Origin of the sequence: Allobosea sp. ASV33 (assembly GCF_016428755.1) — a bacterium.
Lineage (GTDB): Bacteria > Pseudomonadota > Alphaproteobacteria > Rhizobiales > Beijerinckiaceae > Allobosea.
Map to the genome: position 1 here is coordinate 1 of NZ_JAELTI010000064.1, position 12,123 is coordinate 12,123.

Consider the following 12,123-nt stretch of genomic DNA (forward strand, 5'->3'; position numbering starts at 1 on the left):
TTTCCAGGAGCGCGCCCAGTCGGCCTTCGTCATCCAGCTCCCGCCGGAGAGCGGGTTGACGGCGGCCGGGGCCGTGCCGTGCCGGCTCGCGACATAGAGCGTCTCGCCGATCGCGAAGAGCGAGACCAGCACGACGGTAAAGGAGATGCCGTCGAGCAGTTCGAGCGAGCCGAAGACCATGCGGGTCTGGCCGGTCTGAGTGTCGATGCCGATGGTGCCGAGCGCCAGGCCGAAGAACAGCGCCGTGAAGCCGCGCAGCATCGAGCGCCCCATCACCACGGCGACCGAGGTGAAGGAGAGCATCATCAGCGCGAAATAATCCTCCGGGCCGAAGACGAAGGCGAGTTCGGCAATGGCCGGGGCAAGGAAGGTGAGCGCGAGCGTGCCGATCGTGCCGGCGACGAAGGAGCCGATCGCGGCCGTCGCCAGCGCCGCGGCACCGCGACCGCGACGGGCCATGCGGTTGCCTTCGAGCGCGGTCATCACCGAGCCGCTCTCGCCCGGCGTGTTCAGCAGGATCGAGGTGGTCGAGCCGCCATAGAGCGCGCCGTAGAGGATGCCGGCGAACATGATGAAGGCCGAGGCCGGGTTGATCTGGGCCGTGACCGGCAAGAGCAGCGCGATGGTGAGCGCCGGGCCGATGCCGGGCAGGACGCCGACCGCCGTGCCGAGCCCGCAACCGATGAAGGCCCAGAACAGGTTCATCGGCTGCAGGGCAACCGCGAACCCGCCGAGCAACTGGTTCAGGATGTCCATCGTTCAACCCAGCAGCGGCAGGAACGGGCCCAGGCTGATGCCGAGGCGGGAGAAGCCGAGCCATGAGAGGCTCGCAAGCGCTGCGCCGATGGCGAGATCGAGCGCCGTCCGCCGCGAGCCGAAGGCGTGGGTCACCAGCGTGAAGGCCAGCATCGCGCTGAGCGGAAAGCCGAGCCAGCGGATGGTCAGGAGCGGCACGCAGATGCCGGCGAGCGCCGTCAGGAAAGCCGGGCGCGAGAACGGCGCTTCCTCGTCTTCCTCGGCAGGCGCCCATTGTCCGCGCAAGGCCTGCACCGTCAGCAGGAAGCCGAGCAGGACAAGCACCAGCCCGACCACGAGCACGATGGCGGCCGGCCCGACGCCGACATAGTTGGTCGTCGAGGCGATGCCGCGCGCGCCATTGAGCCAGACCGCGCCCATCACCAGGATGGCCAACCCCAGCCACCAAGGCCGCCCGCCACCGGCCGCAACGGGATCGTTCTTCATCGACGACATCGCCCTGCCCCTTCCCGGGATTTCTGAAGCGGAGCGCCCGAGCGCGCCGCCCGGCTTCGACGAGGCTATTTCAGGATGCCGACGTCCTTGAGTGCGCTCGTCCAGTTCGCCTCCTCGCTCTTGAGGAAGGCGTCGAAGGCCTCGCCCGGCAGATAGGCGTCCTCCCAGCCCTGCGTCTTCAGCGTCTCCTTCCACTCTTTGGTGGCATGGAGCTTGGCGAAGCGGTCGAGCCAGGTCTTCTTGGCGCCGTCGCTCATGCCGGGTGCGCCGACGAAGCCGCGCCAGTTGCCGATCTCGACGGGGATGCCGGCTTCCTTCAGCGTCGGGGCATTCAGGCCCTCGACCCGCGTCGGACCGGAGACCGCGATGATGCGGATGCGGCCGGATTCGGCGAAGGGGCGGAATTCGGAGGCGCCGGAGATCGCCGCCTTGATCTTGCCGCCGCCGAGCGCGGCCAGGATCTCGCCACCGGAGAAGGCGACGAAGTTGATCTTGGCGACCGGCGCGCCGGCATGTTTGGCGAGCAGCGCGAGCATGACATGGTCTGCGCCACCGGCCGAGCCGCCGCCGACGGAGACCGCGCCGGGATCGGCCTTGAGCGCGGCGATGAAGTCCGCAGGCGTCTTGATCGGCGAGTTCGCGGGCACGGCGATGGCGTTGTACTCGTTGGTCAAGCGCAGCAGCGGCGTCGTGTCCTTGAGCGAGACCGGCGTCTGGTTGGTGATGACGCCGCCGACCATGATAACGCCGGTGACCAGCAGCGCGTTGTCGTCGCCCTTGGCGGTGCGGACGAATTCGGCAAGCCCGATCGTGCCGGCGGCACCGCCCTTGTTGGTGAAGGATGCCCCGTCCGTGAAGACCTTGGACTGGGCGAAGACCGCCATGGTGTGGCGCCCGGCCCCGTCCCAGCCGCCGCCGGGATTGGCGGGGATCATCACCTTCGCCGGTTCAGCCAGGGCCGCGCCGGTGCCGAGCCCCAGGGCCAGGACGCCAGCCATCGTCAAACGCTTCAGCATCTCGATTCCTCCCGTTGTCGTTACGCCGCCGTTTTCGGCTGGCCGTTCTGTTGCCGCGTCTGCGGTTCAGGCGCCGGGTGGTTTCGGCGCCTTGGTATCCTCATGCACTGCGCTCGCGCTGCGGCATGCCTTCCGGCGTGATCGTCGCGACGATCGAGGCGTCGAGCGCCTCGTAATCGGCAAGCCCGATCGTCTTGTAGAGCTCGGCCCGGGTCTGCATCTGCTCGACCACGGCATGGGTGCCGCCGTCGCGGGCGAGCGCCGCGTAGAGCTTCTCCTGCGCCTTGTTGGCGACGCGCAGCGAGGACACCGGCCAGATCACCATGCGATAGCCCATCGCCTCGAACTCCTCGGCGGTGAAGAAGGGCGTGCGGCCGAACTCGGTCATGTTGGCGAGCAGCTTAACGCCGGGCATGCGGCGGGCGAATTCGCGGAACATCTCGGCCGTGGTCAGCGCCTCCGGGAAGATCGCATCGGCGCCCGCCTCGAGATAGAGTTTGGCGCGCTCGACCGCGCCGTCGATGCCCTCGCTGGCGGCGGCATCGGTGCGGGCGATGACGTAGAGGTGCCGGCGGGCCCTCGCGGCGGCTGCGACCTTCGCCGCCATGTCATGGGCGTCGGCCAACTTCTTGTCGTTGAGATGGCCGCATTTCTTCGGCAGGAGCTGGTCCTCGATATGGACGGCGCCGGCCCCGGCCTCCTCGAAGACGCGGACCATGTGCATGACGTTGAGCGCCTCGCCATAGCCGGTATCGCCATCGACCAGCAGCGGCAGGCCCGAGGCCCGCGCGATCTGGCGGATGAAGAAGGCGACCTCGTCGACGGTGATCATGCCGAGATCGGGGATGCCCATCGACGCCGTCATCGCCGCGCCCGACAGGTAGAGACCCTCGAAGCCGGCGGCCCGCGCCTGAATCGCGGCCATGCCGTTATGGGCGCCGGGCAGGCGCGCGATGCCACCGCGCTCGACCAGCGCCCGGAAGCGCTGGCCGGCCGGCTCGGACTGAAGATCGGAGGCGACGAGATAGGGCATGGGCGCTCAGTTGCAGTAGAGGTCGACGTAGTCGTTGACCGACATCGCTTCGAGCTTCGCCTGATCCAGCGAAACGTCGAGAATCTGGCGCTGGCGCTTCTCGACGAAGCGGCGGGCGAGATTGGTGCGGAACTTGGCCTCCAGCAGCGGGATGCCATCGGTGCGGCGGCGCTTGTGGCCGATCGGGTACTCGACCAGGAGCTCGGGCAGCACCGTGCCATCCCTCAGCGTCACCGTCATGCCGTTGGCGATCGAACGCTTCTCGGGGTCGTGATAGTCCCTGGTGAAGGCCGGGTCCTCGACGCATTCGATCTTGTCGCGCAGCGCATCGATGCGCGGATCGGCGGCGACATCGTCCTCGTAATCGGCGGCGGTGAGGCGGCCGAAGATGAAGGGCACGGCGACCATGTACTGGATGGTGTGGTCGCGGTCGGCCGGATTATGCAGCGGGCCGCGCTTGTCGATGATGCGGATGCAGGCCTCGTGCGTCCTGATCCTGATCGAGGCGATGTCCTCGCTGCTGCGGCCCATTGTCTTGAGCTGATCGTGCAGCGTCATCGCGGCCTCGACCGCCGTCTGCGAGTGGAACTCGGCCGGGTAGGAAATCTTGAACAGCACATGCTCCATGACATAGGAGCCGTAGGGGCGCTGGAACTTGAAGCTCTGGCCGCGGAACGAGGCGTCGTAGAAGCCCCAGGTCTTGGCCGACAGCGCCGAGGGGTAGCCCATCTCGCCGGTGCGGGCGATCAGGGCGAGCCTGACGGCGCGGCTGGTGGCGTCGCCCGCCGCCCAGCTCTTGCGCGAACCGGCATTGGGGGCGTGGCGATAAGTCCTGAGCGCCTGACCGTCGACGAAGGCGAGCGAGAGCGCGTTGACGATCTCGTCGCGGTCGAGCCCGAGCATGCCGGCGACGACCGCCGTCGAGGCGACCTTGACCAGGATGACATGGTCGATGCCGACCTTGTTGAAGGCGTTCTCCAGCGCCAGGCAGCCCTGGATCTCGTGCGCCTTGATCATCGCGGTGAGCACGTCGCGCATGGTCAGCGGCGCCTTTCCGGCGGCGACCGCTGTGCGCGAGAGCCAATCGGCGACGGCGAGGATGCCGCCGAGATTGTCGGACGGGTGGCCCCATTCGGCCGCGAGCCAGCAATCGTTGAAATCGAGCCAGCGGATCATCGTGCCGAAATTGAAGGCCGCCTGGATCGGATCGAGCTGGTAGGGCGTGCCCGGCACGCGGGCCCCGTTCGGCACGGTCGTGCCGGGAACGACGGGGCCGAGCAGCTTGGTGCAGGCGGGGTATTCGAGCGCCTCCATGCCGCAGCCCATCGTGTCGATCAGGCAGTTGCGGGCGGTCTCGTAGGCGAGGCTGCTCTCGACGCGATAGTTCAGCACGTAGTCGGCGATATCGACCAGCACGCCGTCCGGAGCCGGACGCTCATTATTGTTGAATGTCGCCATATCGGGCCGTCCCTCGCATCCACCGGGCGCCTCTTGGAGCGGCCCGGCCTTTATTGTCGACATAAACTGCATATAGCCACATTCATGGCAAGCCTCTCGGCGGCATGAATTCAAATATTGTCGACAATAACCGGCGCCGCCGTATGGCGCAGCGCCCGGGGCCGCGAGCGCCGCTTTCCGCGACGTGCGCCGGGATCACAAGGGAGGTTTCGTCGTACAGGTCGACAGGCAGCGCGCCCTGGCTGCCGGCAGCCGCCGCCATCGGCGCGCAGCTCATCCGGAGCAGACGGTTCGCCGGCAGCCGGGAAAGCCGGGCGCGTTGCGCGGCGCCCGGACCAGACCTCAGATCGCGCGGGTGATGCCGCCGTCGACGCGCAGATTCTGGCCAGTGATATAGGCCGCGTCCTTCGAGGCGAGGAAGGCGATGGTGCCAGCGATCTCGTCGCTGGTGCCGTAGCGCTGCATCGGCACGCCCTGCCGCCGCTCTTCCGTCGCCGGCAGGCTGTCGATCCAGCCCGGCAGCACGTTGTTCATGCGGATATTGTCGGCCGCATAGGTGTCCACGAAGATCTTGGTGAAGGAGGCAAGCCCGGCGCGGAACACCGCCGAGGTCGGGAACATCGCACTCGGCTCGAAAGCCCAGGCCGTCGAGATGTTGATGATCGCGCCGGCCTTCTGCTTCTGCATGATCGGCGTCACCAAGCGCGTCGGGCGGATGGCGTTCAGCAGATAGACGTCCATGCCGCGATGCCAGTCCTCGTCAGTGATAGCGAGGATCGGTGCGCGCGGACCGTGGCCGGCGCTGTTGACGAGCACGTCGATGCGGCCCCAGCGTTCCATGGCGAGGTCGACGAGGCGCTTCAGGTCGTCGTTCGACTGGTTGGAACCGGTGACGCCGATGCCGCCGAGTTCGCCGGCCAGCGCCTCGCCCTTGCCTGAGGAAGAGAGGATGCCGACGGCGAACCCATCCTGCGCCAGGCGCTTCGCCGCCGCGGCACCCATGCCGCTTCCCCCCGCGGTGACCAGGGCGACCTTGTCCACTGCCATTCCAACCTCCTGCATCGACTGACGCGAATCCAGCGATCTTCCTAGCATTCCAGCCGGGCCGTGACGAACTCGCCCCGGCGCTGGCCTGCCCATCGCCATGCGCAACAAATTTGCATCCGGCCGTCAGGATTGCAGCGCTTCTTTCGGCACATCTGCATTATCCCTTCCGAGCTCCGCAAAACGAGGCCGCTTCGATGTCCAAGCTCGATCTCGACGTTCTGCAATCCGAGATGACCGCGTGGCGGCGCCACCTGCACACGCATCCCGAATTCGGCTTCGAGGAGAAGCGGACCGCTGCCTTCGTCGCGGCAAAGCTGCGCGAATTCGGCCTGGAAGAGGTCGTCGAGGGCGTTGGCGGCACCGGCGTCGTCGGTACGCTCAAGCGCGGCAGCGGCAACCGCGCCATCGCGTTGCGTGCCGACATGGATGCCCTGCGCATCGCCGAACAGGGCGAACAGCCCTATCGCTCGCAGACGCCCGGCGTGATGCATGCCTGCGGCCATGACGGCCATACCAGCATGCTGCTCGGCGCGGCCAAGCTCTTGGCGGAGGAAGGCGGCTTCGACGGGACCGTGCGCTTCCTGTTCCAGCCGGCCGAGGAATGGGGGCGCGGCGCGCTCGCCATGCTCGACGACGGATTGATGGAGCGTTTCCCCTTCGACGAGATCTACGGCCTGCACAACATGCCGGGCCTCGCCATCGGGCAATTCCAGACGCGCCCCGGCTCCTTCATGTCGGCCGAGGACAATTTCGAGATCGTGCTAAAGGGCGTCGGCGGGCATGCCGCCAAACCTCATGCCGGCAGCGAGGTGCTCGTCGCCGCCTGCGCGCTCGTGATGCAGCTCCAGACCATCGTCTCGCGCCGGCTGAGCCCGGCGGATATCGCCGTGGTCTCGGTCACCGAACTGCTGACGGACGGCACCCGCAACGTGCTGCCGGGAACGGCGCGCATCCTCGGCGATGCCCGCAGCTTCCGCCCCGAGGTCAGCGCCGCGATCGAGCGCCAGATGGGTATCATCGCTGTTGGCACGGCCGACAGCTACAATCTCGCCTGCGAGATCACTTATACGCGCGAGTTCGTGCCGCTGGTGAACGACGCGGCGCTCTCGCAGGAAGCGCTCGCCGCCGCACGAACGGTGCTTGGCGAGGCCAACGTCGCGATCGCATCCGAGCCGATGACGGGCTCGGAGGATTTTGCCCGCTTCCTCGACCATGTGCCCGGCTGCTTCGCTTATGTCGGCAATGGCGAGGGCTCGGCCCCGCTGCACAACGCATCCTATGATTTCGACGATCGCGGCCTGATCCACGGCGCCCGGTTCCACGCCGCGATCGTCAGGCACAGGCTGGGCGCCAACTGAGCTCCCGCCGCGCGAGAAGCAAATCCTTCAAGCACGGCGCTCCGAGAAAGGAGCTCGCAAACATCCACTGATGTTTGGAATCAAACCCTACGCCCACCGGCGTAGAGATGAGCCTGCTCTCGCCGCAACGGCTGTCGAACAGGCCCATGCTTCACCATTCAGGCGCGCTTCGGCCGGCGCACGGCCCGCAGCGTGCTTTTGCCGCCGTCACCGCAATAGAACAGCTCGGCCCCGTCCGATTCCAGGCCGGACAAGCCGACGCCCGAAGGCATGGCGAGCGCGTCCAACCCCTCGCCGGTCGCGGGGTCGATCCGGCGCAGCTCGCTTTCGCCGTCTTCCCAGGTGCCGTGCCACAGCTCGCCGTCGACCCAGGTGACGCCGGTGACGAAGCGGTTGGTCTCGATGCTGCGCAGCACCTTGCCCGTGGCCGGATCGATCTGGTGGATCTTGCGCTCGCGGTAGTGGCCGACCCAGAGCGAGCCCTCGGCCCAGGCGAGGCCGGAATCGCCGCCCTTGCCGGGCGCAGGGATCGTGCCGAGCACGGAGCCGGTCCTCGGATCGATCTTCTGGATGCGGTCCTCGGCGATCTGGAAGAGATGCGTGCCGTCGAAGGCCGTGCCGGCATGGGCAGGAACGTCGATGGTTCTGATGACCTCACCCTTGGCGGTGTCGAGCTGGTTCAGCCGGTCGCCGGAGGCGAACCAGACACTGGCGCCGTCGAAGCTGACGCCATGGACCTTCTCGACTCCCGGAAACGGGCCGTAGGTGCGGGTGATTTCGGCATTGGTCATGGTCATGGCGTTGCTCCAGCGCGTGTTGTGATGCCGGACCCTAGCCATCCGGCCAGGACGTCGGGAGTAACAAACTCGTCGCGAAACCCGGCATCGGCGGCATCACCCAGCGGCGTGCCCGCGCCTGCCCATAGGACTGGACCTTGCCGGTCTCGGCGAGGGCATCGAGCGCGCGCTGGACGCTGCGTTGGCTCGACCCGAGCGCCAGCGCCAGGGCGGAGCTCGACCACGTCTCGCCGTCAGTCATGAGCGCGAGCACCGTGGCATGCTTCTCCTCCACCGGGCGCGCCAGCACGGCGATCCCGGCCGCAGCGCGCGGCGCTATTACGAAGCCGCGCTCTGTCGCGCTGATCCGCGCCAGCGGCCGCAGCGCCTCGCGCAGGCGGCCGATCTCGACGCGCAACCGCGCCCGGTGCGACTCATCGGTAAACCGCGAGCCGAAGGCGCCGGCGATCAGGACATCGCGCGGCGCATCCATCGGCCAGGCCTCGGCCAGCACCCGTAGCAGCGCGAAGAGCACGGGGCGCGTCGCCAGCGAAACTGCGTTGTTACGGTCGCGCACGGCATTGCGGCAGGCATCGACGATCAGCACCTCCGAGGCTTGCAGGTCCTCGACTTCGTCGAGCAGCAAGGGGCGCTCGACGCCATCGGCGATCAGGCGTGCGGCCGGCTCCTCGAGCAGGCGGCTTGCGGCTTCGACCTCGGCGATCAGCGCCGGGATCCTGGCCCGGCCGGCAGCCTCGCGCGCTTCCGCCAGAGCGGCTCTCGCGCTCCGCGCCTTCATCCGGCGCAGCGCAATGCCGGCCCTTGCCAATCCGTGGACGGCCCGGAGCGGGGCGGGCAGCTGCGCGGGATCGATGCCGCCGAGCCGCTCACCCGCATGGTCGAGCCGGCCGATCAGCAGCAGCCAGCGGATATCGAGCAGGCGCGCATGGGCGGCGTTCGCGCGGTCGCCATGGGCCTCAAGCACTGCGCCGGCTTCGTCGAGCCGGCCGGGCGGCCACCCGAGATCGCGCGCCGCCAGGGCAATCTCCGCCTCGGCAACGGTGCAGCGGGCACGCGCGACGGCTTCCTTCTCGCCAAAGGCACGGCCGGCGCGGCGCAGCAGCACCTTGGCGCGGGCGAAATCGCCGAGCTGCGCCATCGCGATGCCGCGCAGCGCCAGGGCGGGCGCATCGTCGCGCAAGGCGACCCGGTTCAGCGCGCCCAGCGGATCGCCCTTCGCCAAGGCCTGCGCCGCCGCCGTGATCAGCGAGTCCATTGGAATCCCGCCAAACTTGTCACTCCCACCGTCTGCCGCCTCCGCCTTACCACCGATCGCGACGCCGCATCGAGTGTCGAGGCGGCGCGGACATCTGGCGACAGGAGGGAGACATCATGACCCGTCATGCGATCGGAACACGCGAGGAATGGCTAGCCGCCCGGCTCGAACTGCTGGAGGCCGAGAAAGCGTATACGCGGCAGGGCGATGCGCTGGCCGAGCGGCGGCAGGCGCTGCCCTGGGTCAAGGTCGAGAAGGACTATCTCTTCCAGACCGAGCAGGGCGACGCGTCGCTCGCCGACCTCTTCCAGGGGCGCTCGCAGCTCCTCGTCTACCATTTCATGTTCGGGCCGGACTACACGGCCGGCTGCCCGTCCTGCTCGGCGATCGCCGACGGGTTCAACGGCTCGACCACGCATCTCGCCAACCACGACGTGATGCTCTGGGCGATCTCGCGGGCGCCGATCGACAAGCTCATCGCCTTCCGCGAGCGGATGGGCTGGAGCTTCCCCTGGGCCTCGTCCGGCAAGAGCGACTTCAATTTCGACTACAACGTCTCCTTCACCGAGATGCAGGAGCGGACGCAGGGCATCGACTACAATTTCCGCCACCAGCCGAAATTCGAATGGCGCGGCCCCGGGAACGAATTCGAACGCTCCTTCGCAACGATGGCCGGCGTGGACGTGCCGACCTATCACCGCGACCGGCCGGGCCTGAGCGCCTTCATCCGCGAGGATGGCGCGATCTACCACACCTATTCCAGCTATTCGCGCGGCGTCGACGGCGTCTGGGGCATGTATGCCTGGCTCGACCGGGCGCCGAAGGGCCGCAACGAGGCGGATGGGCCGTGGTGGCTCCATCACGACCGCTACGCCGCCCGCCAAGCCGTGTCGTGACCACATTCCCGGCAGGGGATGGAGCGAGCCCTGCATGCAGTCGCGAGACTGGCTGCAGGGCTCGGATCGTCTTCTTCGGAACGGCCGCCCTGCTCTTCGCCACGACAGTCAGCATCACGATCGCGTCCTGCGCTTCGATGGCGACGATGGGCGCGGTGCCGATGGCAGGCGGCTGGCTGCTCTCGGGGATCTGGCTGCCGCTCTGCGGCCAGTCCTGGTTTGACACCGCCGCCTGCTTCCTCGGCATGTGGCTCGCGATGATGGTGGCGATGATGCTGCCGTCCCTGACCCCGGTGCTGTGGCACTACCGGGAGACCGCGTTCAAAGCCGGAGCGAGCCGGCCCGGCGGACTCGCCGCGCTGGCTGGCGTCGGTTATTGCACCGTCTGGACCGGCCTGGGTCTTCCGGTCTTCCTCGTCGGCGCCGCCCTGGCACAGATCGCCTTGCAGTTTCCGGCGCTTAGCCGCCTCGGTCCCGCAGCCAGCGCCTTCGTCGTACTGATGGCCGGGCTCTCGCAATTTTCGCGCTGGAAGGCCCGACGGCTGGCAGGTTGCTCCGCGTCACGCCAACAGTCGCAGACCCCTCTCGACACCCTGGCAGCCCTTCGAGCCGGCGCCGCTCTCGGCCTGCGCTGCTGCCTGTCCTGCGCCGGCCCGATGGCGATCCTGATCGCCGGCGGGCTGATGGATGTGCGCTTGATGCTTTGCGTGACGCTTGCCGTTACCGCCGAGCGCCTGCTGCCGCCGGAGATGCGTATCGCCCCGGCGACAGGCGCCGGAACGTCCGCTGCCGGGCTGCTTTTGCTCCTGAGGTCGCTCGGGTGAACCCCGCCGCAAACCGCCCATGGCGCTCAGTTTATCACGGCGCCGGCAAAGCTCCTTGACGCAGGGCAAATTCGTTGCTTCATTCATTTAAAGCATCAAGCATTGAAGTTGATGCACGAAAGGGATTGCCATGGCTCACCCCGCCACCCCTGAGGCCTCTCCCTGGATCGGCGCCGCCGCATCGGCCGCCGCGCAATCCCGCAGCGCCATTTTCGAGATGAGTCGGCAGGCCGAAAGCGCGGTCATCGATCCGCGCGATGCCGGCGCCTTCCCTTCGGCGTGGCGCCGCGCTGTCGCTGCCCGGATCGCGACCTTGAACGCGTTGCCGGACCTTGCGGCGCATTACATCGCCGGCGTGACCGATCCGGCGCTGCGCGGTCTCGCCAATCCGGCCGAGGCCGGGCGCGACGCCCGTGAGCGCAGCGTCATCACCTTCATGGACCGGGTCGCGACCCAGCCGCGGGCGGTGCAGGCCGAGGAGATCGAGGGGCTCAAGGCGGCAGGCGTGGCCGAGGCCGATATCGTGCGGCTCTGCGAACTCAATGCCTTCATGAGCTATCAGTGCCGCGTCCTCGCCGGGCTCGCGGCCCTCAAGGGAGCTTCCGCATGAGCCGGGTCGTGCATCGCTTCACCCGCAACGTGCCGGACTGGCAGCCGCGGGTGACCCCGGTCGACCTGACCAAGGCGAGCCCCGAGCAGCTGGACGCGCTGAAGGTCACGCCGTCCAACACCAAGGTCTCGGACTACGTGTTGGTGCTGGCGCATGATCCGGAGACGCTCGCCGTGCGCTCCCCGTTGTTCAACGGGATCATGTACGATCCGGGCGGCCTGAGCCGGGCCGAGCGCGAGCTCGGCGCGATCGGCGCCTCGGTGGTCAATCGCTGCATCTACTGCGCTGCCGTCCATGCCGCACGCCACGCTCAGCTCAGCAAGGACACGGCCGTCACCGACGAATTGTTCGCCAATGGCGAGAAGGCCAAGCTCGGCCCGCGCGACCAGGCGATCTTCGACTATTCGGTCAAGCTCTCGCAATCGCCGCCGGCCGTGACCGAGGCCGATACGGCCCGCCTGCGCGAGGCCGGGCTGAACGAGGCCGAGATCGTCGATCTCATCCTGTCCACGGCCCTGTTCGGCTGGGCCAACCGATTGATGCACATCCTCGGCGACCCGGTCCGCAAAGACGGATGA

General features: G+C 68.0%; 13 protein-coding genes. 5 read left to right on the forward strand and 8 right to left on the reverse strand.

The annotated features are described in order from the left end of the window. The 6 genes from JHD80_RS17795 to JHD80_RS17820 all read right to left on the reverse strand — a co-directional run. Nucleotides 1-756: tripartite tricarboxylate transporter permease (locus JHD80_RS17795; protein WP_199090013.1), on the reverse strand; the 756-nt coding region annotated here is incomplete at its 3' end. 3 nt (nucleotides 757-759) lie between these two features. Continuing rightward, nucleotides 760-1,242 carry a tripartite tricarboxylate transporter TctB family protein gene (locus tag JHD80_RS17800; RefSeq protein ID WP_248311627.1) on the reverse strand — a complete coding sequence of 161 codons (483 nt, stop codon included), beginning with the start codon at nucleotides 1,240-1,242 and terminating at the stop codon, nucleotides 760-762. Between the two features lie 74 nt (nucleotides 1,243-1,316). Next, nucleotides 1,317-2,267 (reverse strand): Bug family tripartite tricarboxylate transporter substrate binding protein, encoded by a 951-nt coding sequence (locus tag JHD80_RS17805; protein ID WP_199090024.1) that lies wholly within the window; start codon nucleotides 2,265-2,267, stop codon nucleotides 1,317-1,319. A gap of 100 nt (nucleotides 2,268-2,367) precedes the next feature. Further along, entirely contained in the window at nucleotides 2,368-3,300 is a 933-nt protein-coding gene (prpB, locus tag JHD80_RS17810; RefSeq protein ID WP_199090026.1) for a methylisocitrate lyase, read from the reverse strand. Nucleotides 3,301-3,306: 6 nt separating this feature from the next. Next, entirely contained in the window at nucleotides 3,307-4,758 is a 1,452-nt protein-coding gene (locus JHD80_RS17815; RefSeq protein WP_199090035.1) for a bifunctional 2-methylcitrate dehydratase/aconitate hydratase, read from the reverse strand. A 342-nt stretch (nucleotides 4,759-5,100) separates the two neighbouring features. Beyond that, nucleotides 5,101-5,805 carry an SDR family oxidoreductase gene (locus JHD80_RS17820; RefSeq protein WP_199090037.1) on the reverse strand — a complete coding sequence of 235 codons (705 nt, stop codon included), beginning with the start codon at nucleotides 5,803-5,805 and terminating at the stop codon, nucleotides 5,101-5,103. A 194-nt stretch (nucleotides 5,806-5,999) separates the two neighbouring features. On the opposite strand from JHD80_RS17820, the gene JHD80_RS17825 reads away from it, so the two are divergent. After that, nucleotides 6,000-7,163, forward strand: a complete 1,164-nt coding sequence (locus JHD80_RS17825) for a M20 aminoacylase family protein (protein ID WP_199090039.1) — start codon at nucleotides 6,000-6,002, stop codon at nucleotides 7,161-7,163. Nucleotides 7,164-7,321: 158 nt separating this feature from the next. On the opposite strand, the gene JHD80_RS17830 is transcribed toward JHD80_RS17825, so the two are convergent. Next, nucleotides 7,322-7,960, reverse strand: a complete 639-nt coding sequence (locus tag JHD80_RS17830; RefSeq protein WP_199090041.1) for a Vgb family protein — start codon at nucleotides 7,958-7,960, stop codon at nucleotides 7,322-7,324. Nucleotides 7,961-7,994: 34 nt separating this feature from the next. Then, the gene (locus JHD80_RS17835; protein WP_199090044.1) at nucleotides 7,995-9,215 is read right to left on the reverse strand and encodes a helix-turn-helix domain-containing protein; all 1,221 of its coding nucleotides are present in this window, start codon (nucleotides 9,213-9,215) and stop codon (nucleotides 7,995-7,997) included. Between the two features lie 116 nt (nucleotides 9,216-9,331). Between JHD80_RS17835 and JHD80_RS17840 the strand changes: the two genes are divergently transcribed. The 4 genes from JHD80_RS17840 (at nucleotide 9,332) to JHD80_RS17855 (ending at nucleotide 12,123) form a co-directional block, all read left to right on the forward strand. Next, the gene (locus JHD80_RS17840) at nucleotides 9,332-10,111 is read left to right on the forward strand and encodes a DUF899 domain-containing protein (RefSeq protein WP_199090045.1); all 780 of its coding nucleotides are present in this window, start codon (nucleotides 9,332-9,334) and stop codon (nucleotides 10,109-10,111) included. Further along, a complete protein-coding gene (locus tag JHD80_RS17845; RefSeq protein WP_199090047.1) occupies nucleotides 10,108-10,935 on the forward strand; it encodes a copper chaperone in 828 nt (275 codons plus the stop codon). Before JHD80_RS17840 ends, JHD80_RS17845 begins: the two co-directional genes overlap by 4 nt. 130 nt (nucleotides 10,936-11,065) lie before the next feature. Continuing rightward, nucleotides 11,066-11,545: a hypothetical protein gene (locus tag JHD80_RS17850; RefSeq protein ID WP_199090049.1), complete on the forward strand. Its 480-nt coding sequence runs from the start codon at nucleotides 11,066-11,068 to the stop codon at nucleotides 11,543-11,545. Beyond that, nucleotides 11,542-12,123, forward strand: coding sequence for a peroxidase-related enzyme (locus tag JHD80_RS17855; RefSeq protein WP_199090051.1), 582 nt, complete (start codon nucleotides 11,542-11,544; stop codon nucleotides 12,121-12,123). The genes JHD80_RS17850 and JHD80_RS17855 overlap by 4 nt, the downstream gene beginning before the upstream one ends.

Bases quoted from the DNA above. Each gene is read 5' to 3' on its own strand.
- prpB (WP_199090026.1), bottom strand. From the start codon at position 3,300: ATGCCCTATCTCGTCGCCTCCGATCTTCAGTCCGAGCCGGCCGGCCAG.
- JHD80_RS17825 (WP_199090039.1), top strand. From the start codon at position 6,000: ATGTCCAAGCTCGATCTCGACGTTCTGCAATCCGAGATGACCGCGTGG.
- JHD80_RS17835 (WP_199090044.1), bottom strand. From the start codon at position 9,215: ATGGACTCGCTGATCACGGCGGCGGCGCAGGCCTTGGCGAAGGGCGAT.
- JHD80_RS17830 (WP_199090041.1), bottom strand. From the start codon at position 7,960: ATGACCATGACCAATGCCGAAATCACCCGCACCTACGGCCCGTTTCCG.
- JHD80_RS17800 (WP_248311627.1), bottom strand. From the start codon at position 1,242: ATGAAGAACGATCCCGTTGCGGCCGGTGGCGGGCGGCCTTGGTGGCTG.
- JHD80_RS17805 (WP_199090024.1), bottom strand. From the start codon at position 2,267: ATGCTGAAGCGTTTGACGATGGCTGGCGTCCTGGCCCTGGGGCTCGGC.
- JHD80_RS17850 (WP_199090049.1), top strand. From the start codon at position 11,066: ATGGCTCACCCCGCCACCCCTGAGGCCTCTCCCTGGATCGGCGCCGCC.
- JHD80_RS17815 (WP_199090035.1), bottom strand. From the start codon at position 4,758: ATGGCGACATTCAACAATAATGAGCGTCCGGCTCCGGACGGCGTGCTG.
- JHD80_RS17820 (WP_199090037.1), bottom strand. From the start codon at position 5,805: ATGGCAGTGGACAAGGTCGCCCTGGTCACCGCGGGGGGAAGCGGCATG.
- JHD80_RS17855 (WP_199090051.1), top strand. From the start codon at position 11,542: ATGAGCCGGGTCGTGCATCGCTTCACCCGCAACGTGCCGGACTGGCAG.
- JHD80_RS17840 (WP_199090045.1), top strand. From the start codon at position 9,332: ATGACCCGTCATGCGATCGGAACACGCGAGGAATGGCTAGCCGCCCGG.